This window comes from Streptomyces sp. NPDC049887, from assembly GCF_040656535.1.
Classification (GTDB): domain Bacteria; phylum Actinomycetota; class Actinomycetes; order Streptomycetales; family Streptomycetaceae; genus Streptomyces.
The window spans coordinates 105856-126576 of record NZ_JBFAMM010000024.1 but is presented as its reverse complement, the minus strand read 5'-3'; the positions used below and the strand labels follow the sequence as shown (position 1 = coordinate 126576).

The 20721-nt window shown below is 72.5% G+C and carries 14 protein-coding genes and 1 pseudogene; 8 read left to right on the top strand and 7 right to left on the bottom strand.

What is annotated here, in order from left to right:
- Positions 1–129 precede the first annotated feature (129 nt).
- Positions 130–909 carry a DeoR/GlpR family DNA-binding transcription regulator gene (locus AB0J10_RS26055; RefSeq protein ID WP_363064885.1) on the top strand — a complete coding sequence of 260 codons (780 nt, stop codon included), beginning with the start codon at positions 130–132 and terminating at the stop codon, positions 907–909.
- Between the two features lie 124 nt (positions 910–1033).
- Positions 1034–1396 (top strand): DUF952 domain-containing protein, encoded by a 363-nt coding sequence (locus tag AB0J10_RS26050; protein ID WP_363064884.1) that lies wholly within the window; start codon positions 1034–1036, stop codon positions 1394–1396.
- A 179-nt stretch (positions 1397–1575) separates the two neighbouring features.
- Here AB0J10_RS26050 and AB0J10_RS26045 read toward each other — a convergent pair whose 3' ends face one another.
- Together AB0J10_RS26045 and AB0J10_RS26040 are read right to left on the bottom strand one after the other, a co-directional pair.
- Entirely contained in the window at positions 1576–2568 is a 993-nt protein-coding gene (locus tag AB0J10_RS26045; RefSeq protein ID WP_363064883.1) for an MASE1 domain-containing protein, read from the bottom strand.
- Between the two features lie 177 nt (positions 2569–2745).
- Positions 2746–3603: a PP2C family protein-serine/threonine phosphatase gene (locus AB0J10_RS26040; RefSeq protein ID WP_363064882.1), complete on the bottom strand. Its 858-nt coding sequence runs from the start codon at positions 3601–3603 to the stop codon at positions 2746–2748.
- Between the two features lie 142 nt (positions 3604–3745).
- Between AB0J10_RS26040 and AB0J10_RS26035 the strand changes: the two genes are divergently transcribed.
- Positions 3746–4171 carry a nuclear transport factor 2 family protein gene (locus tag AB0J10_RS26035; protein ID WP_363064881.1) on the top strand — a complete coding sequence of 142 codons (426 nt, stop codon included), beginning with the start codon at positions 3746–3748 and terminating at the stop codon, positions 4169–4171.
- Between the two features lie 58 nt (positions 4172–4229).
- Here the strand turns inward: AB0J10_RS26035 and AB0J10_RS26030 are convergent, their stop codons facing one another.
- Positions 4230–5096: a YhjD/YihY/BrkB family envelope integrity protein gene (locus AB0J10_RS26030; protein WP_363064880.1), complete on the bottom strand. Its 867-nt coding sequence runs from the start codon at positions 5094–5096 to the stop codon at positions 4230–4232.
- Between the two features lie 229 nt (positions 5097–5325).
- Here AB0J10_RS26030 and AB0J10_RS26025 point away from each other — a divergent pair, with 229 nt between their 5' ends.
- Positions 5326–8061 carry a SpoIIE family protein phosphatase gene (locus tag AB0J10_RS26025; RefSeq protein WP_363064891.1) on the top strand — a complete coding sequence of 912 codons (2736 nt, stop codon included), beginning with the start codon at positions 5326–5328 and terminating at the stop codon, positions 8059–8061.
- Positions 8062–8239: 178 nt separating this feature from the next.
- On the opposite strand, the gene AB0J10_RS26020 is transcribed toward AB0J10_RS26025, so the two are convergent.
- Both AB0J10_RS26020 and AB0J10_RS26015 read right to left on the bottom strand, forming a co-directional pair.
- Complete coding sequence (locus AB0J10_RS26020) at positions 8240–8485, bottom strand: DUF6296 family protein (RefSeq protein ID WP_363064879.1); 246 nt, start codon at positions 8483–8485, stop codon at positions 8240–8242.
- Between the two features lie 83 nt (positions 8486–8568).
- The gene (locus AB0J10_RS26015; protein ID WP_363064878.1) at positions 8569–11283 is read right to left on the bottom strand and encodes a cation-transporting P-type ATPase; all 2715 of its coding nucleotides are present in this window, start codon (positions 11281–11283) and stop codon (positions 8569–8571) included.
- 271 nt (positions 11284–11554) lie between these two features.
- On the opposite strand from AB0J10_RS26015, the gene AB0J10_RS26010 reads away from it, so the two are divergent.
- Positions 11555–12016 carry a cyclic nucleotide-binding domain-containing protein gene (locus AB0J10_RS26010; protein WP_363064877.1) on the top strand — a complete coding sequence of 154 codons (462 nt, stop codon included), beginning with the start codon at positions 11555–11557 and terminating at the stop codon, positions 12014–12016.
- Positions 12017–12090: 74 nt separating this feature from the next.
- Here the strand turns inward: AB0J10_RS26010 and AB0J10_RS26005 are convergent.
- A pseudogene (locus AB0J10_RS26005) lies at positions 12091–12264 on the bottom strand (metal-sensing transcriptional repressor); the annotation flags it as partial.
- Positions 12265–12553: 289 nt separating this feature from the next.
- On the opposite strand from AB0J10_RS26005, the gene AB0J10_RS26000 reads away from it, so the two are divergent.
- The 3 genes from AB0J10_RS26000 (at position 12554) to AB0J10_RS25990 (ending at position 15698) form a co-directional block, all read left to right on the top strand.
- Positions 12554–13447, top strand: a complete 894-nt coding sequence (locus AB0J10_RS26000; protein ID WP_363064876.1) for a potassium channel family protein — start codon at positions 12554–12556, stop codon at positions 13445–13447.
- Between the two features lie 131 nt (positions 13448–13578).
- On the top strand, positions 13579–15114 hold the full coding sequence (locus AB0J10_RS25995) for an FAD-dependent monooxygenase (protein ID WP_363064875.1): 1536 nt from the start codon (positions 13579–13581) through the stop codon (positions 15112–15114).
- The gene (locus AB0J10_RS25990) at positions 15111–15698 is read left to right on the top strand and encodes a TetR family transcriptional regulator (RefSeq protein ID WP_363064874.1); all 588 of its coding nucleotides are present in this window, start codon (positions 15111–15113) and stop codon (positions 15696–15698) included. The genes AB0J10_RS25995 and AB0J10_RS25990 overlap by 4 nt, the downstream gene beginning before the upstream one ends.
- Before the next feature lie 37 nt (positions 15699–15735).
- Here AB0J10_RS25990 and AB0J10_RS25985 read toward each other — a convergent pair whose 3' ends face one another.
- Positions 15736–20640, bottom strand: coding sequence for a DNA repair ATPase (locus tag AB0J10_RS25985; protein ID WP_363064873.1), 4905 nt, complete (start codon positions 20638–20640; stop codon positions 15736–15738).
- Positions 20641–20721: the final 81 nt, after the last annotated feature.

Here is a 20721-nt window from a genome sequence, read left to right as displayed (position 1 = left end):
GGCTGCACACCTACAATCACCACCGCGGACACACCGCGCTGAAAGGCCAACCACCCGCCACCCGCGTCCCCAACCTCACAGGGCAATACAGCTAGGGTCAGCACGGACGTTCGAGGAAGGGAGCGGTGGATGTCGCGCGACGCCCGCTGGAAGGCGCTGCTGGAACTCCTGGTGGAGCAGGGCCGGTTGGACGTCGAGGAGGCCGCGGCGACCCTGGACGTCTCGGCCGCGACGATCCGGCGCGACCTCGACCGGCTGGCCGAGCAGCAGATGCTCGTCCGCACCCGGGGCGGCGCGGTGGTGCACGGCGTGTCGTACGAACTCCCGCTGCGCTACAAGGCTTCGCGGCACGCGGCCGAGAAGCAACGCATCAGCGCTGCCGTCGCCGAGCTGATCTCGCCCGGCGAGGCGGTCGGCTTCACCGGCGGCACGACGACCACCGAGGTCGCCCGCGCGCTGGCCGCCCGGCCCGATCTGGCCTCGGGCACCCCCGCGCTGACGATCGTCACCAACGCCCTCAACATCGCCAACGAGCTGGCGATCAGACCCCAGTTCAAGATCGTCGTCACGGGCGGTGTGGCCCGTCCGCAGTCGTTCGAGCTGATCGGCCCGCTCGCCGACGGAGTCCTGGGCCAGATCACCCTGGACGTGGCGGTCCTCGGTGTGAACGCCTTCGACGTGGCGCACGGCGCGGCGGCACACGACGAGGACGAGGCGGCGATCAACCGGCTGCTCTGCGAGCGTGCCCGGCGGGTGGTCGTCGCGGCCGACTCCACCAAGCTGGGCACCCGGGCCTTCGCCCGCATCTGCGCGACGGAGCAGGTGGACACGCTGGTCACCGACTCCGCGGTGTCCGACAGGACGGTGGCCGGGTTCACGGAGGCGGGAGTGACGGTCGTCCGCGCCTGAACCCGCGCCCCTGGGCACGGGCCGTGCCGGGGTCCGCAGTCGCGGGCGACCCGTTCACCGCCCGCAGCGCCCCACGGCCCCGGACCCGCCCGGCGCGCGCCCTCCGCGACGCTATAACTGACACATGATCATGCATGTGGTTCCGCTCGACGACTGGCTCGCCGTCCCGGAACGGCCGTACGCACCCGCGTCCCTTCCCGTGGAGGGCTTCGTCCACTGCTCGCCCGACGAGGCCACCACACTCGCGGTCGTCAACGCCTTCTACCGCGATGTGCCCGGACCGCTGATGGCACTGCTCATCGACGAGACCAGACTGCTCGCACCGGTCCGTCTCGAGCCGGCGGACCCGGCACCACCGCCCGGGGTCGCCTCGGGCACCCTCTTCCCGCATGTCTACGGACCGATCGACCGCTCGGCGGTCGAGGGCATGCTGGAGATCCGGCGCGACGACACGGGCCGGGCGGTGGGCTTCGCCCCCTGGGCGTGAGGAGCCGGACAGATCCGTCCCGTGGTGTGCGCGGGCCCGTCCCGCTCCCGTACGAGGCCGGCCGCACTCCGGGGCACGGCCGGACGGCGGTGAACCGGCCCAGGAGGTGACGGCGGGCCCCTCCCGGCGATCGGCGCCACCGCTCCGGGTCCGGCCGCCGTCCGGACTCCGCCGCGCCGTCAGAGGTCCTTGTCCCGCGGTGGCGGCCAGCGGCGGGCCGCGCTGCTGCCCGGGACCAGCCGGTCCACCACCTCCGCCAGTTCGCTGCAGGCCAGCTCGATCTTGCGGCGGACGGTGATCTGCTCGCTGACCACCGCGGAGAGCAGCAGACCGGTCAGCGCCGCCGAACCGTTGAGGGCCTGGAGGACGCTCATGACGGCGAGCATGCCGTGCCCGCCGAAGGGTCCCTGCTCCTCGGTCGCCGCCGAGATCGCCAGGACCGACACGATCAGCACACACGGTGCGGCCCCCAGGAGCTGGAACCGCAGCGCGGCCCACATCAGCAGGGGGAAGACGAGGAACAGCAGCGAGACGGGCGTACGCGTGACGGCGTACGCGACGACGGCCACGCTGACCACCAGGCACACGGCCTCGGCCCAGCGCCCGGGAGACAGGTCACCGGGCCGGCGGACGGTCCGGCAGACGAGCAGCAGCGGGGTCACCACCAGTACGCCCATGGCGTCGCCGACCCACCACGCCGACCAGATGGGCCAGAACCCCTCTGCCGGGATCTGCCCGGAGAGGAGCAGCACCCCGGCCCCCACCGTCGCACTGATCAGCATGCCGCCCAGTGCCCCCAGGAACACCAGTGCCAACCCGTCGCGCAGCCGGTCCAGCTCGGTCCGGAACCCCACCCGGCGCAGCATCAGGAAGGCGCAGACCGGGGCGAGGCTGTTGCCCGCGAGGATGCCCAGGGAGTGGGCGCGGAACGGGCTGATCGCCAGGATGACGAGGAGGGTGCCGAGGGCGATGCCCGGCCAGATCCGCAGACCGAACCAGAGCAGGCAGGCCAGGGCGATTCCCGTGGGCGGCCAGAGCGGGGTGACGACCGCCCCTTCCACCACCACCTGCAGCGTGAGTCCGAGGAGCCCCGCCGCGTAGTAGGCGACGGCGACGGCGAACATCAGGAGGACTACCGCGCCGAGACGGTGGGGGAGCTGGTTACGGGCCACAGCAGCCATCACACAACGCCGCCGCTCATGGGCGTGCCATGACACGCGCCGACGGGCCGGACGGGTCAGACGGGTCAGACGGACGAAGCCGGCCGGATCCTGCGTGGGGTGCGGTCCGGACGGGACCAGGCCCTCGACCGGACGGTGGTGCCGGACCGGCGGCGGGGTGCCGTCGTGTCAGACGAGCGGCGAGGGCTGTCGCAGCCGGTCCGCCGCCGAGTCGTGGCGCAGGACGAGCACCGCCGCGTCGTCGGTGTGCCCGGTGAACTCGGCGGCCTTCATCACCTCGGCGGCCAGGTGGTCCGCCGTCACCGTCGCGGCCGCGCCGGCCCCGACGACCCGGGTGACCCTCGACAGTCCCGCCTCGATGGGCACGGCCGGCCCCTCTATCACCCCGTCCGTCAGCAGCACGAACGCCCCGACCCCGGTCAGCCTGCGCCTGGTCACCGGGTACACCTCTCCCGGTTCGATGCCGAGCGGAAGGCCGCCGGGGTCCTGCATGGGCTCACAGCGGCCGTCGGCGAGGGCCCGTACCCCGGGGACATGGCCGGCGCGGGCACTCTCCAGCACCCACTCCGAGGGATCGAAGCGGAGGAAGGTGCAGGTGGCGAACAGTTCGCGGGCCACGGACACCAGCAGGTCGTTCGCCCGCGCCAGGATCTCGCCCGGATCGGTGGCCGCCAGCGCGACGGCCCGCAGACCTATCCGGATCTGCCCCATGAAGGCCGCGGCCTCGACGTCGTGCCCCTGGACGTCCCCTATCGAGAACGCGAGCGACCCGTCCGCCATCACGAAGCCGTCGTACCAGTCACCGCCGACGTCGAGCCCGTCCCGGGCCGGTGTGTAGCGCGCGGCGGTCTGCAGCCCGGGCACGGACGGCAGCGTCTCGGGCAGCATCTCGCGCTGAAGGGCTTCCGCCAGGTCCACCCTGGCTCGCTGGCGCTCGGCGCCCTGCCGCGCCTTCGCGGTGAGCAGCCCGAGCGTCGCCAGGAGGTCGTCGGCGCTGGCCGATCGCGGAGGACGACGCCGCGTCATGGACCTCTCCGGAGCATCGGTTCCTACGGAATGCGTCGTTCATCCTACGTGCGGCTCCGCCGGACCGCTTGATGAAAAGGCGCTCAGTCAAGAAGATGACTACTCACATTGTTGAGTAGCGCATTGGACCGAGGGAGCACCGATGAAGACCGCCGACCGTTTCCGCACCGCCGTGGAGAAGCGCGACCTGGCCGCGCTCGACGACCTGTTCACCGCCGACGTCCGCTTCTACAGCCCGGTGAAGTTCACACCCTTCGAGGGCAGGACCATGGTTCTGGGGCTGTTCGGCGTACTGCTGCGCACCTTCGAGGACTTCCGCTACATCGGGAGGTTCGACGGCACCGCCGAGACCAGCGCGGACGGCAGCGAGGCGCCCTCCGAGATCCTGCTCTTCCGGGCCACGGTCGACGGCAGGGAGATCCACGGCATCGATCTGCTGCACTTCGACGAGTCCGGACGCATCAAGGAGTTCACGGTGATGGTCCGGCCGCAGTCGGCGCTGCGGACGCTGAGCGAGGCCGTGCTCGCGGGCCTCGTCGCCGACGGGCTCGTGCCCGGCCCGGCCTGATCTTCAAGGGGCCGGGGCGTGGCCCGCGCCCCGGTGCGGCCGGAGCACGGGGCCGGGGTCAGGGCCGTGGCGGTGCGAGCTGTTCGGCCGCCAGCCTGCGCCGCACCAGGCGCTCGTGGTACAGCCGCCCCACGAGCGCCCCTCCGTACACCACGAACCCGACGCCGACCAGCCAGGACTGCACCACCAGCACCGTACCGATCGGCCCGTAGGTCACCGCGTTGGACGCGATCAGGGGTGAGAACACGAACTGCGAGAACACCCGCAGCCCGAGCAGCCCGAACGCCGTGGCGGCGGCCCCCGGGACCAGCGCCCGCCAGCGCAACCGGCCACAGAGCAGCAGCCGCTGCGACCACCAGAAGAACAGGAATGTGCCGATCAGATCGGCGGCCGGGATCAGCGCCTGCACCACGATCGGGGCGCGGGGCGGAGTGGGTGTGTTGACGAACAGCAGCAGCGCCACGACCAGCACCGCCAACCAGACGACGTGGCGCCACATCGTGTGCCACCGGGCGGTCGGCAGGTCCCACACCCGTTCGTAGCCCGTCTGCACCGCCGAGCCGAACGTGACCCCGAACGCCGCCAGCGCGGCCAGACCGAGCGCGGTGGTCCGCTGCAGGGCCTCCCCCGGCAGGCCGAAGAGTTCCTCGACCTCCTCCTGCGACACCTCCGAGACCCCGAGGCCCTGGACCAGCCACCTGGCGAAGCCCTGCCCGCTCGCCGGGTCGGCCGCCGCGACGACCACCAGCAGCGGCACGATGGTCAGGAAGCAGAGCGCCGCGAAGCCCATGGCGCGGTGGAGCAGTTCCATCTCGCGTCCGCGGTTCCAGGCGAGACCGACCACCGAGGTCCGCACACGCCGATGGAACCGAGCGAACCAGTGGCCGGTCCGGCCGTCGTCCGGCTCACCGAATCTGAAGGGCATGTGCCGTGGCTACCCTCAAGCAGGCCGTGATCAGCCCGGCGTGCCGCCGAACGGGTGCCCGGGACGCGACCGGTCGCCCTTCGCACCGGGCGCGTGTTCCCGCGCCGACCGATCCGGGACCACCGATCCGCGCCCACCGATCCGGGCCGACCGCTCGCCCGGGACGGCGGCCCAGTGCTAGAACTGGGACATGATCGGACGTCCCCGCCGGTCCTGGTGGACGGCGGTCATGCCGTCCAGCCACCCGCGACCGCCCGGCCGCCGCGCACGCCCGGAGTGGCGCCGACGTCTGCGGTCCCTGCTCAGCGTGCACAGCCTGGCCACCCAGGTGTTCCTGCTGCAGGCCGTCGTGATCATCCTGCTGGTCGTCGCCGCGGCGGTCGCCCTGGTCCTGCAGGCGCGCTACGACAGCTACGAGGACGCCCGCAACCGCTCCCTGGCCGCCGCCGAGGCGTTCGCGTACGGCCCCGGCACGGCCGCCGCGCTCACGTCGCCCGACCCGACGGCCGCACTGCAGCCCGCCGCCGACAAGGCCGCGCGGGGCGCCGGCGTGGACTTCATCTCCGTCCTCGACAAGGACGGCGTCCGCTACACCGATCCCGAACCGCAGCTGATCGGCGAGCGGGTGGAGGGGGACATCTCACGGGCGGCCGCCGGCGAGGCGTTCACCGAGACCTTCGAGGGTGAACCGCACGACGCCGTCCGGGCCGTCGTTCCCGTGCTGGACAGCAGCCGCAGGGTCGTCGGCCTGGTCTCCGCGGGCATCCAGGTCGCGAACGTCGGCGAACTGCTCGACCGCCAGATGCCGATCCTGCTGGGCTCGGCCGCCGGTGCGCTGGTGCTCGCCACCGGCGGGGCGGCCCTGGTCAGCCGGCGGCTGCGGCGCCAGACCCATGGGCTGGGCCCCGCCGAGATGACCCGGATGTACGAACACCACGACGCCGTCCTCCACGCGGTGCGCGAGGGCGTGCTGATCGTCGGTGGGGACGGCCGGCTGCTGCTCGCCAACGACGAGGCCCGGCGCCTGCTCGACCTGCCGCCCGACGCCGACCGCCGCCGCGTCGGCGAGCTGGGCCTCGGCCCCGGGATCACCCGGCTCCTGGTGTCGGGCAGGGAGGTCTCCGACGAGGTGTTCCTGTCCGGGGACCGGCTGTTGGCCCTCAGCACGCGGCCCACGGCACCGTACGGAGGCGTGGCGGGCCTGGTCGCCAGCCTCCGCGACACGACCGAGCTGCGGGCCCTGTCGGGTCGGGCGGAGGTGGCCAGGGAACGGCTGACGCTGCTGTACGAGGCAGGGGTGCGGATCGGCACAACCCTGGACGTGCGCCGTACGGCGAGGGAGCTGGCGGAGGTGGCCGTACCCCGTTTCGCGGACTTCGTGACGGTCGAACTGCTCGATCCCGTGCTGCGCGGCGACGAGCCCGCCGGCCTCGGCGCGATGCGGCGCACGGCACTGAGCGGCATCCGCGACGACCATCCGCTCCAGCCCGTCGGCGACGCCATCCGGATCAACATCACGCCGATGAGCACGGCGCTGGCGAACGGCCGAGCGCTGCTGGAGCCCGACCTGGCCGCGTCGGAGACCTGGGGCAGCGAGGACCCGGAAGGGCGGCGGCGAGCACTGGAGTACGGCATCCGGTCGCTGGTCACGGTCCCGCTGCAGGCGCGTGGCGTCGTCCTCGGCCTGGTCAACTACTGGCGGTCCGAGGACGCGCCGCGGTTCGACGAGGAGGACATCTCGTTCGCCGAGGAACTCGCGGCCCGCGCGGCCGTGGCCATCGACAACGCGCGACGCTACACCCGCGAGCACACGATGGCCGTCGCACTGCAGCGCAGTCTGCTGCCGCGCGACCTCCCGCAGCAGGACGCGCTCGGCGTCGCCTGGCGGTACCTGCCGGCGCAGGCCGGCGTCGGCGGCGACTGGTTCGACGTCATCCCACTGCCGGGATTCCGGGTCGCACTGGTCGTCGGCGACGTGGTCGGGCACGGGATGCACGCCGCGGCCACGATGGGGCGGCTGCGCACGGCCGTGCTGAACTTCTCGTCCCTGGACCTGCCGCCGTCCGATCTGCTCGCTCGCCTGGACGACCTGGTACTGCGCATCGACGCCGACCAGCCCCCTGGGGCGGAGGGCGAACGCGCGCCGGTGACGGGCGCGACCTGTCTGTACGCGATCTACGACTCGGTGAGCGGGCGCTGCACCCTCGCCCATGCCGGCCATCTCGCACCGGCGGTCGTCGACCCCGAGGGCCGGGTGGTCTTCCCGGATCTGCCCGTGTCGCCCCCGCTCGGCGTGGGGGGCCATCCGTTCGAGGAGACGGAGCTGGACCTGGCCGAGGGCAGCCGGCTCGTCCTCTTCACGGACGGTCTGGTCGAGGACCGGCAGCGGGACGTCGACGAAGGGCTGGCGCTGCTCCGTGGCGCCCTCGCGCGGCCCGGGCTGACGCCGGAGGAGACCTGTTTCGCCGTGATGAGCGCGCTACTGCCCGACCAGCCGGGGGACGACATCGTGCTGCTCGTGGCGCGCACGCGGCTGCTCGACCGGTCCCGGGCCGCGGAGTGGGACGTGCCGCTGGACGTCTCGGCGGTGTCCCGCGTGCGGGCCGAGGCCGGCCGGAAGCTCGCCGAATGGGGCCTGGAGGACTCGGTCTTCGTCGCCGAGCTGGTGCTCAGCGAACTGCTCACCAACGCCATCCGCTACGGCACGGAGCCGGTACGGGTACGGCTGCTGCACGGGCGCACACTGATCGTCGAGGTGTCCGACGGCAGCAGCACCTCTCCCCATCTGCAACGCGCGGCCGCGACCGACGAGGGGGGCCGGGGGCTCTTCCTGGTGGCCCAGTTCTCGCAGCACTGGGGAACGCGCTATGTCAGCCCTGGCAAGATCATCTGGGCGGAGCTGGCGCTGGGCGGGGAGCTGCCGGAGGAGCCTGTGATGGTGTTCGACGAAGAACTGGCCTGGTGAGAGCATCGCCCGGCCCTCCCGACCTGTGCACCCAGCACGGACTGCCGCACCCTGCTGATTGCCCGGCCCGGCGCTCGGACGGGCTCCGTGCACGGGCCCCGGGCGCCCGGACGGCCCGGAGGCGGCGTCCGCCCCGACCGGCGTGTCCACCGGGCACGCCGGGCCGTGCGGGCCGGCGTCAGGGCTGGACCACGGGCCTGGCCTCGACGCCGGACGCGGGCTGCTGGTGCCCACCGCTGGCGATCATCCGCACCTCGCCGCGGTCACTGACCTCCGCCTGCACGATGCCGGTGTCGTCGGCGTAGATCGGGTGCCCGCCCGGTCCCTTGCGGTCGGTGCGGTGCACCACCACGGCGTCCTCGCCGTCGCTCGCCGAAGCGACTCCGCCCGCGAATACCAGTTCGAGATCTTCGTCGCGACCCATGAGACCTCCTCTGCGGTACGCCGGACATCACGCCCGGCTGCAGCACTGAATGGCAATTATGCGACTTTTATTCTATTTGCTCATTATGGGAGGTTCCTGCCCTCTCCCGCCGCGGACATCCGCTCCGGTCGGGAGCCCGGGACGGTCCGCCGCGTGCGACGGCGCACGGCCCACCGCCGCAACTCGTCGGTGCCCCAGACGATGACGGGAAAGGTCGCGATGAGTGCGACCACGTCGGCCGGCAGGGCGGCGGTGCCAAACGTCCCCTGGAAGACGGGTACGTACACGAGCACGGCGGTGAACGCCAGCTCGAAAGCGATCCCGTACAGCAGCAGGGTGTTGCTGAGGACGCCGATCTGCCTCAGTGACGCATGCTCGGTCCTCGCCGCCATCGCGGTGCCGACCTGGCAGGTGACGATTCCGGCGAAGGTCGCCGTCGTCGCGGTGAGATAGGCGTGGTGCAGCTCGCTCCCGGGACCCGACGGGTCGCCGGGCTGCCAGCCCGCCCGCCAGAGGACGTAGAAGTACCCCGACATGACGAGTACCGCCGAGACCGTACCGAGGTAGCCCCAGCCCCGGACCAGCATGGCGGGCGAGATGATGCTCTGCCGGCCGGAGCGCGGCGGGCGCTTCATCACCCCCGGTTCCGCGCGCTCACGCCCCAGAGCGAGGGCCGGCAGCGTCTCGGTTCCGAGGTCGATCGCCAGGATCTGCAGCACGGTGAGCGGCAGCGGGACGGCGCCGGCCGACAGTGCGAAGACGAGGAACGGGACGGCCTCCGGCGTGAGGTGGGCGAAGATGTAGACGATGAACTTGCGGACGTTGTCGTAGACGCGGCGTCCGGACTCGACCGCGGTGACGATGGTGGCGAAATTGTCGTCGGTCAGCACCATCGTGGCCGCCTCACGGGCGACATCGGTGCCCGAACGCCCCATGGCCACGCCGATATGAGCCCGATGCAGGGCCGGGGCGTCGTTCACGCCGTCGCCCGTCATCGCGACGATGCGGCCGTGCGCGCGAAGGGTGTCGGCGACCTTCAGCTTCGTCTCGGGTGAGGACCGGGCGAAGACGATCTCCGCCGCAGGCTCCTTGACGAGGAGGCCGTCCAGCTCGCGATCGGTGACCCCCTCCGACTCGGCTATGACGAGCAGTTCCGGACGACCGATGCCGACCTCCTCGGCCACGGCAGCCGCGGTGGCCCCGTTGTCTCCGGTCACGATGTGCACCTGCAGCCCCGCTTCGTGACAACGGCGCACTGCGGCGGCCACCTCCGGCCGCGGGGGGTCGTACAGTCCGACCAGTCCCAGCAGCCGGAGCTCCCGTTCCACCTGCTCACGGTGCTCGGGCAGTTCGGCGAGTTCCCGGTCCGCGACGGCAAGAACGCGCATGCCCTGACGGGCGAGATCGTCCGCAGCCGCCCGTGCCCGGCTCACATCGCGCCCCTCCCCGGCACCGGCGTCCGCCGTACGCGCCAGCACGCTCTCCGGTGCTCCTTTCACTATGAGCCGGAGTTGATCGCCACCCCGCCCGGCCGGTGTCACCGTGGACATCAGGCGCAGTCGCGGGTCGAACCGGAAGAGCGCCCTGCGCCGCTCGTCCCGCTGTTCGGGGTCGGGGTCTCCCCCCAGGGCCCCGGCCCCTTCGACCAGCGCCACCTCGGTCGGGTCGCCGTGCAGCCCTCCCCGCTCGTCCCGCGTGACGGTCGTGCACTCCGCCATGGCCCCGGCCAGCCCGGCGGTCCACGGCCCGGTTCCGGTCCCGTGCCCCGGCGTCCATGTCGCCTGCAGACGCATGCGGTTCTGCGTGAGCGTCCCCGTCTTGTCCGTGCAGATCACACTGGTGGAGCCGAGCGTCTCCACGGCACTGAGCCGCTTCACGACCGCGCCCTGCCGGGCGAGCAGCCGCACTCCCACGGCGAGCGCCAGAGTGATCGTCGGGAGCAGGCCTTCCGGCACATTGGCGACGAGGAGTCCGATGGCGAACATCAGGGCGTCGGTCAGCGGGAGGCCGATCGCCCAGCCGATCAGGAGGAAGGCCACCCCGATCGCGACCGCAGCCGCCGCGATCAGCCAGGCGACCTTCTTGACCTGCTGCTCCAACGGGGAGGGCTCGCGCCGCGTGCGCTGGCTGAGCGCCGCGATGCGGCCCAGTTCGGTATGGCCTCCGGTGGCGAAGACGATCGCCTGCGCCTGTCCGCCCGTGCAGGTGGTGCCGCTGAAGACCAGGTTGGGTTCCGCGAGCAGCGGCTTCCCCTGCACAGCCGGGCCGGCGAACCGGTCGACCGGTGCGGACTCGCCCGTGAGCATCGACAGATCGGCTTCGATGCCGCCCTCGGTCAGCCGAGCGTCTGCGGGGATCTTGTCGCCTTCCCCGACGAGAACGATGTCACCCGGCACCAGTTCCTTCGCGAGGACGTCGAGGGTTTCGCCGTCCCGCACCACCCGGGCGTGCTCGGGAAGATAGCGGGCGAGGGTCTCCACCGCATGCTCGGCCTGGCGCTCCTGCAGGAGCGCGAAACCCGCGTTGACCAGGATCACGGCGACGATCGCCCATCCCAGCACCGCGATGTCGGCGACGAAGGCCAGGGCGCCGGCGGCCCACAGGAGCAGGGCGAGCGGATGGGCGAGCTGCCGCGTGATCTCCCGCCACACCGGCTCTCCGGCGGTGGAGCGCACCTCGTTCGGCCCGTACACGGCGAGACGCCGCTCCGCCTCACGGCCGGACAGTCCATGAGCGCCGGTCCCGAGTTCGCGCCGCAGCAGTGCCAGCGGCTCACAGGGGTCGGGTTCCGGAGCCACTGCCGACGGCGAACGGACGGCGGGGTGCCTCACGCCCGCCACGTTGCGTGCTCGGGCACGGCTTCCACAGGGCCGACGAGGGACCGGTCGGGCCCCGAAGGTCCCTTGCCGAGCCGCGGCGCCCGCGGACGTCGCACGGCGAGGCCACTTGGGGCACAGAGTTGGGCCTCTCGGCCCAGGTGCGCGGCCTGCCGCTGACGGAGTCTGGGTGTGGACGCGGTCGGCGCCCGCAGGAAGCGACCCGCCGGAACCGGGACTCGGGAGGACACCGATGAACAACGCCTTTCTCCGCGGACTGCCGTCGGAGGGCCATGACCGCCTGATGGCGTGCTCGCACGAGGTCTCGTTCCCGGCGGGAACGCGGATCTTCGACGAGGGCGACCCGGCAGACCGGTTCTGGATCATCCGTACCGGTGCGGTCACCCTTGACATGCGGGTACACGGCCGGCGCGCCGCCACGGTCGAGACACTGGGCCACGGCGATCTGCTCGGATGGTCCTGGCTGGTGCGCCCCTACGAGTGGCGGCTGGGGGCCGAGGCGTTCAGCCTCGTACGGGCCCACGAGTTCGACGCCCGGGCCGTGCGCGGCCTGTGCGACGTGGATCCCGCGTTCGGCTTCGCCGTGACCCGCCACGTGCTGGAAGTGGTCGCCCGCCGGCTGCAGGCCACGCGGGTCCGCCTCCTCGACACCTACGCGCCCCACGGGAGCGGAATGGTGCAGTTCCCACGGTGACTCCCCGGAACGCATCGGACCGGAGCCCGTCCGGGCGACCGGCGCCGTGAGGACGGCATCGGCGAAGCGGGGCCGGCCAGGGACAGCATGAGCTTCTCCAACCGGCTCCGCATCTCGTCGCGGTCCTCACCGGAGCGGCTGCCGTCCTCCATATCGGTCAGGCACCGCTGCAGCCCCGTCGCGATGATCGCGAAGCCGGCCCGGTCCAGCGCGCGGGACGCGGCCGCCAGCTGGGCGACGACCTCCTCGCCGTTCCCGCCGGCGCGACACTGGCCGCACTGCGCGACCGCTGACAAGCAACCCCGTTCCGGCAGGGGGCCGACGCCGAGGTCCCCACCCCTCCACCCGCCTTCCGGGTCTGCGACCTCACCGGGGCGTCGTCCGCCGCCCGTGCGAAGTGGCGCGGCCGGTGGCGAACACCACCGTCAGCACCGTGCCCGGGGCCCCGACCGGGCCGCCGGGCGGCGCGGCCTGTGCCCGTCGCGGCGGGCCACCGGGCATGCTGGACGCCGTGCACACCGGCCCGGGGAGACGCATATGGACTGGCTGGTCTCACTGCTCGGAGCGGGGCTGGTCATGCTGGCCCTACGGGACGTGTTCCACACCCTCTGGCACCCGACGCGTCACGGCGGTCTGAGCCGGCACGTCATGGCGGCCCTGTGGGGACTTTCCCAGCGCCTCCCCCTGCGGAGGCAGACGGCGGGCCTCGCGGGACCTCTCGCCATGGTGGCCGTGGTGGCCATGTGGGCGGGCACGGTCATCGTCGGCTGGGCCCTGATCTACTGGCCCCATGTGCCGGACGCCTTCTCCTTCGCCGCCGGCCTCGAACCCACGCAGCACGGCGGGCCAGTCGACTCGCTCTACGTCTCGCTGGTCACCGTGTCGACCCTGGGCCTCGGCGACATCGCGCCCACGGAGGCGTGGCTGCGGATCGTCGCCCCACTCGAAGCCCTCGTCGGCTTCGCTCTCCTCACCGCCACGGTCTCCTGGATCCTGGAGATCTATCCCGCGCTGACCCGCCGGCGGGCCCTGGCCCTGCGGCTGTCCCAACTGCAGCGCAACGACCCGTCAGCGGCCCAGCTGGACTCCGGCCTGGGAGCGGCGATCCTGGACGGCCTCGCGGCGCACGTGGCGGGCATCTCCGTGGATCTGTTCCAGTACGCGGAGTCGTACTACTTCCACGAAGGCCACGACCGGACCTCCCTGGCCGCGAGCATCCCGTACGCCGCCGAACTCGCGGAGCGCGCGCACGGCGCCCGGAACGCGGAGGTACGTCTCGCGGCGGCCCTGCTCACCACCGCGCTGGGAGATCTTGCGGCGGTCCTCGACGAGCGTTTCCTGCACAGCGGCGGCACGACCCGTGACGTCTTCCGGGCGTACGCGGCGGACCACGGCAGAACCGGCCCTCGAAGGCGGGGAGCCGAAGGCTGACACCCACCCGCCCGACCGCCACCGCCGGCCCGGGGAGTCCGCGCCGGAATCAGGACGCCCCGGCTGGTGACCCCGCGCCTCGTTCGCGTTAGTCTCTCACTATTGATAGTGACTAACGCTTGGGGGCGGGCATGTCCAGTGTGGTGATCACCGGGGCCGGGCCGACGGGCCTGGCCCTGGCCTGCGGGCTCGCGGCCGCCGGTGTCCCGGTCCGGATCGTGGAGCAGCGCGACGCGCCGGCGACCACCTCGCGGGCACTCGGACTCCAGCCGCGCGGAGCCGAGGTGCTGGACCGGCTCGGCGCCCTGGCCGACCTGCCGGAGCGGTCCGTACGCATCGCCCGGGTGGTCACCCACGTCGACGGCAGGCCCATGGCCGACCTGCGGGTCGGCCGGCCCACGAAGCTGGTCACCAGACCCGGTCTGCTGATGTCCCAGACGGAGGTCGAAGCGGCCCTGCGGAAGCGGCTGACCGCGCTGGGGATCGAGGTCGAGTGGGGGAAGGAACTGCTCTCCGCCGCCCAGGACGACTCCGGGGTGACGCTGTCGTTCCCGGGGGAACGGATCCGGTCGTCATGGCTGGTCGGATGCGACGGCGCCCACAGCCGGGTGCGCAGGGCCGCGCAGATCGGTTTCCCCGGCGTCTCCGTGATCGAGAACTTCCTGCTGGCCGACGTGCAGGCCGATCTGCCCGTACCGCCCGACACGGTGTCCGTGTGGCTCCGGGCGGACAGCATGCTCGGCGCCTTCCCCCTGCCAGGCGACCGAGTCTGGCGCCTCATAGCCCCGGCGCGCCGGGACGACGCGAGCCCGAAGGACCAGGACGTCGTCGGTGAACTCACCGGGCTGCTCCGCCATCACACCGGCCTCGACCCGTCGGTCGTCGGCAGGGTGCTGTGGTCCTCCAGGTTCCGCATCCATCGCCGTCTCGCCTCCACCTACCGGCGCGGCCGGGTCCTGCTCGCCGGCGACGCCGCCCACATCCACAGCCCTTTCGGCGGGCAGGGGATGAACACCGGGCTCGGGGACGCGGAGAACCTCGCCTGGAAACTCGCTCTGGTCGCCGAGGGCTCGGCCCCGGAATCGCTGCTGGACACCTACGAAGCCGAGCGAAGGCCGCTCGCCCGGGAGGTACTCGCATCGACGAGTTCCCTCACCCGCCTGGTCGTCGGCGACACCCCGCTCGCCCGGGCCGCACGCGACCGCCTCTTCGTCCCGCTGATGAACCGCCCGCTGGTGCAGAGGCTCGTCTGGGAGCAGTCGTCGCAACTGAGGATCCACTACCGGAACGGCCCGCTCGGGACCCGGCTCACGGAGCGACGGCTGCTCGGCGCTCCGCGAGCCGGCGACAGGGTGCCCGATGTTCCCTGCACGCGCCCCGACGGGTCCTCCACACGGCTCCACGCCGAACTCGGAGCCCGCTGGGCCCTGCTGGTCCCGGTGCACGGGGACGCCGGGGCGTACGCGGCGGTGGCCGGGCGGCACGTCGGAACGGCGGTCCCGCTCACCGCCGCGGTGCCCTCCACGGCACGGCGCCGTCACGTCATGCTGGTGAGGCCCGACGGCCACCTGGCCTGGCGCGGCAACTCCCCGGCCGCACTCGACGCCTGGTTCGGCGCCACGCTCGGTACCACGACGAACCACACCCCGGAGAAGCAGGACACATGAACCGTCCGGCGACGCCGCCCACGGGTCTGCGCGCACGCAAGAAGGCACGGACCCGCAGCGCCCTTCAGGAGGAGGCCCTGCGCCTGTTCCTGAGCCAGGGGTACGAGAACACCACGGTCGACCAGATCGCCGACGCAGCCGGCGTCTCGAGCATGACGTTCTTCCGTCACTTCCCCACCAAGGAGTCGGTCGTCGAATCCGACGACTACGACCCACTCATCGTCCGGCTCATCCAGCTGCGGCCGGCCCGGGAGCACCCTCTCGACGCTCTCCGCCACGCCCTCGCCGAAGGGCTCGCCACCGTCTACGCCGGCGACCAGGACACCCTGTTCGTGCGCACCCGTCTCATCCTGCGGACTCCGGCCCTGCGTGCCCGCCTCTGGGAGAACCAGCACGCCACGGAGCGGATGCTCACCGCCGCTCTCGCGGCCCGTTCCGGGCAGGAGCCGGACCTCCCGCTCCGGGTCCTCGCCTCGGCCGCACTCGCGGCGCTCACCACCGCCCTGGACGTCTGGGTGGAGGGGGACGGTGAAGCTCATCTGCCCACCCTCGTCGACGAGGCCTTCCTGGCGCTTCGTCCGTAGGACCCGCGGCCCGGGGCCGAGCGGCGCCAGTGCACGCTCAGGTCCGTCCCGGCTCGTGGGCGACGTTCCTCGACGCGTGGCGAGCACGTGACGTCCCGGTCGGGGGGTGCGGGCCGGCCGCCCGGACGATCGCCGACTCCACCGCGGCGACGCGGTCGGCGAGCAGGCCGAGGGCTTCGACTGCGCGGGCGAGCGGGTCCGCCTCCGGTCCCCCCAGTGCCTGGCGCCGTACCCAGCCGGAAGTGATCTCCGCCCATCGGTCCTTCTGCTCCGGGTCGAGGGTGCCGCGCAGCTCTGCGAGCCTCAGCAGATTGGCCTCCGCGGCCGTCGTCAGGGTCTGGGCCTCGCCGGCGTAGTGGTCGTCGATGACCGAGGCCAGCTCCGCGTCGTTCATCAGGGGCACGATGCGCTGGGCGATCTTGTTCATGTTGCGGTACGAGCCCTGGAGCCGGAACGGCGGCGCGGTACGGGTCTCGTCCGTCTGGGCGGCCGACGCGATGTACGCCGCGTTCACCGCGAGCACGGTCTCCCGGGCGGTCAGCAGATGCCGCAGAACGGCGAGGATCCGGTCGAGTTCGGCCGGCGGGTAGGGGTGGGTCGGCCGGCTGCCCCGGGCTGTGGGGTCGTCACCGGCCAGCCGTACCAGTAGTTCCAGGTCCGCGCGGTCCCGGCCGGCGAGCGGGGCGAGGACGGCGTTGGAGGTCAGCGCGTTCTCGATGAAGCTGAGCGCGAAGGCGTCCTCCTTGCCGGTCAGCACGTCCCCGAGATTCCAGACGTCCGCCCGGTTGGCGAGCATGTCGGGGATCGGGAAGCGCTGCCCGGACTCGGTGTAGGGGTTGCCGGCCATGCAGACGGCGAATCGCTTGCCGCGCAGGTCGTGGCCGTTCAGCGTGCGGGTGGCGTCGCACAGCGGGATGAACTTCTGCAGCAGCTCGGCCGACGTGTGCTGGATGTCGTCGAGGTACAGCAGGACGTTGTTGCCCGCGGACAGGGCGAACTCGATCTTCTCCACCTCGCGCCGGGCGGTGGCGTTCGGCGCATCGGCCGGATCGAGGGACGTCGTCGTGGTGCCCAGCGCGGGACCGTCGACCTTGACCAGGAGCAGGCCCAGGCGGTCGGCGACGTACTCGATGAGCGTCGTCTTGCCGTAGCCGGGCGGGGAGACGAGGAGCAGGAGCCCGTTGTTGTCGGTCCGTCTGTCGTCCCCGGCCTCGCCGAGCTGCTTGGCGAGGTTGTCCCCCACGAGGGGGAGGTAGACGTCGTCGACCAGCCGGTTGCGCACGAAGGCGGACATGACCCTGGGCCGGTGGTCGTCCAGTCGCAGCCGGGTGCGCTCCGCGGCCACGAGGGCGGTACACCGTCTCCGGTACTCGCGGAATCCGGGCACCACGCGGTCGGCGAAGTCCGCGGTGCGGGCGAGGAACTCGTCCACGCGGACCGGGAGCCCGCCCCGGGTGATCCGCGCGTGCGTGCCGAGCAGGCCCGTGACCTCACCGGTCAGCGGGGCGTCGACGTCGTGTCGCGGGAGGTTGGGGCAGAGTTCGATCGCCACGGCTTCGGCGAGGTCCCCCGGGTCGACGTCCGCATCGCGGGCACCGGCGTACGAGGCGAGCCATCCCTCGACGAGCCGGTGCGCGACGGCGGGGTCCCCGGCCGCGAGACGGGTGCGCACGTCCTCGTCGTACGGCGACGAGCCGACCGCGTGACGGAACGTCTCGAGGAGGGCGCGCGCCGACGAGCCGGTGACGAAGGACTCCCCGGTGGCGAGTTCCTCGACCAGGTACGCGGCGGCCCTCGTCCCGCAGCACGCTCGCAGGCCCGGTGTGCCCGCGGCGAAGGCGGCGATCGCGTCCGCCAGTTCGGCCCGCAGCGCGTCCAGCGCCGGGGTGGTGCCGAAGACCTCCCGCGCCCGTACCAGGGATGCCGCCTGACGGAGCCACGCCTCGCGTGCCGACGGTGTCGTTCCGTACGTCCAGAACATCTGGGCCGCGGCACGGTCGGCGGCCGGGTGACGCAGCAGACCCGCCTCGTCGTGCAGCTTCAGCACGACCGCCAGGATCGCGGCCGCGTCGTGGTCGTGGATGCCTCGCTCGTAGCCCTCGTCGTAGGCGGCTTCGGCCGCCCGGCGGGCGAGTGCGGCCAGATCGGATCCGGCGAGCGCGCCGGGACCGTGCTCGGCCAGCAGCCTCGCGGCCAGGTGCTCCGCCCGGTAGACCTGGTCGTTCTCGGACGGGAGGATCTGGCCCCAGTACGGGCGGGTGGCCTGGAATTCCGGGGCGGTGACGGGCGAACGGTAGTCGGTACCGGTCAGGACGAGGGCCATGCCCTCCCCGTGCGGGACGAGGGTGAGTTCGGGGACCTGCCTGCCGACGGCGAAGCGGTGACGCCCCAGTCTGACGGTCGCGCCGTCGTCCCCGAACAGCTCGGTGCGGTCGCGCAGCGCCCGGCCCGCCTCCTGCCGCGCGGCCTTCAGCCGGCCTTCCAGTTCCTCCGCGCGCACGGGGTCGCCGAGCTCGCGCAGTTCCTCGGAGGTGCGGCGCACCTTGGCCGCCAGGGGGTCGGAGGCGAAGTAGGCGTTGACGGCGTCCGGACCGTCGAGGGACGCCACTCGGCGCGCGATCGTCTCCAGGACCCGCGCTGCCGACTCCGCGAGCCGTTCCGCACGCCGGGCGCGGGCCTCCTGGATCGTCTGCCTGCGCGCGGAGAACGCCTCGTAGAGCTCGGTCCGTTTGGCGGCGATGTCATCGAGCAGGTCGTCGTGGTCGGCGAAGCGCGACTCCAGGTTCTCCACATGGAGCAGCAGCCGGGACAGCTGCTCGTCGCAGCCCTCCGGGGAGTCGGCGGCGGCCAGCGCGCCGGTGACCGACTGTCCGAGGAGGGCGAACTCGGCGGTGAACTCGGCCCGGCCCTCGCGTTCGCGCAGCTCCCGGCAGCGGCCGGCCAGAACGGCACGGGCGCGGTTGACACCGCCGAGGACCTCGGTGATCCGCTCCAGGACGGAGGTGCGCACGGTGGCGTCACCCACCTCGAGACCCGTCACCACCTCCGTGAGGGATTGCAGTCCCAGGGCCCGCTCGTCCAGCCGAGCGGCGACGGGCCCGGCGTCGGCGGCCGTGGCGATGGCCTCGGCGTCGGCGCTGAGACTCCCGATCTCCGCTCGGTAGCCGTCGAAGGAGTCCTCACGCTGGAGGAAGGTGACGGTCCGCCGGGCGGCTGCGGCGATGTCGGCCTCGAGGTCCTGGGAGAGCGCCTCGATGCGCTCGGTATCCGCGTACCGCATCTCCTTCAGTGTCAGCAGGCGCCCGTGGGCCCGGCGCAGTTCGGTGATGCGCGCGATCCATTCCTCGGCACTCGCCGGGGCCTCGCCGCGAACGCGCCGGACCAGGCCGGCGATGCGCACGGCGGATTCGGCGAGCGCGTCGGCCGCGTGACGCCTCAGCTCCTGAACGGTCCTGAACTCGTCCAGTACCTGCTCCGCGGTGGCCCGGATCTCGTCGAGCGGGGTCCGCAGATCGCCGGTCTCGGCGGCGCCCAGCCAGTGGTGGGTGTCGGCGGCCCGGGCGCAGGAGGCGACGAGGGCGTCGTACATCTCGGCCGTGGCCGATGCCTCGGTGGCCTGCCGCGCGATGGCCAGGCAGTCGGACAGGCCGCGGACGAGGTCGGCGTTGCCGATCCTGGCGAGCGGTCCGGATCCGGCCGGGGCGGCGGCGAGGGGGTCGGAGACGTACGGGCTCCGCCAGACCTGAACGAGGTGCGCACGGGTGGGCTCGTCCGCGTCGGGTGTGCGCAGGACGACGAGTGTGCCGTCGTCCAGCAGGGCGTACCCCCGGCAGGTCAGGGGGTTGGCGACCTCCTTGCGGAGCAGGTTGTAGGGAAGGAGCAGACTCCCGCCCTCCGTACGGGAATGGAACGCGTACAGCACGTCCTCCCCGTTCGGTGAGCGCACGGCACGCTCGAAGGTCATGTCCTGCGCCGTGGGCATGTCGAACGTCTTCACGGCGCCCGTGGAGAGGCAGTACCCGCCGGGGAAGACGATGCCCTGGTCGTCGGGGAGCCGGCGGCAGGAGTGACCGACGCCGTCCAGCCTGACCACCGTCCTGGTGAGCGTGTTGAACACCAGATAGCGGTCCGCTTCCTCCTTGTAGGGGCGCACGCGCAGCAGGATCAGGGCGCCCACCCGCGCGTAGGCGACGTCCGAGTCCGCGAGCGACTGCAGGGGTTCGTCGACCGGCTCGCTGTGGATGCCGGCCCCGGACTCGGTGTCGTTATCGGTCTTGACGGTGAGACTGCCGCCGACCGTCGTGACGAAGACGTCACCGCCGATGGAGATGTGCGGGTGCCGTCCCGGCACGTGGTCGTCACGGGTGGTCTCCACCCAGGTCAGGTCATGGGCGGGCGGCGTGACGTTGTCGCGCTCCCCGCGGGCGTCCAGGAACCGGGCCCGCCGGTCCGCAGTGAGTGTCCAGCGCAGGACCCGGACGTCCTCGGCCTTCTCGCCGGTCCGGAAGACGGCCAGCAGCGTGCCGTCGACCACTCGCAGCCGGTGCAGCCGGGCACCCTGGTAGTAGCGGCACAGCGCGGCGAACTCGCGTGCGAAGTCCGCGTCGTCGAGGAGGCCCGGAGCGGCACCCGCCTCCAACGGGGCCAGGTCGTGGTCGTACAGCGAGAAGACGTCGCCGACCGTGGTGCGGGGGGTCAACGCCGCGGGCGTGTCGTGGCCGAGGAGCAGTCTGCCGCCGACCGCGACGAGGTCGCGGGCCACGCAGGGCGCTTCGGTACCGATGCGTTCGGTGCCGGTCAGAGTGAGCTCGTCCGCCCCGAACTCCGCGATGCGGGACGAGTTGAGCGCCTCGGCGCGCCGGGCGAGCTCCGTCGCCCGTGCACCGAGCCGGTCGCGCAGCACCTCGTACGTTCCGGCGTCCATGCCGTCCCCGTCGTCCATCCCTTTCACCCTCCCTCGTACGTCCGGTTGAGGCTCCGGAGCCGCTGACCCCCGTCCGGCGGCTCCGGAGCCCTTGACCGC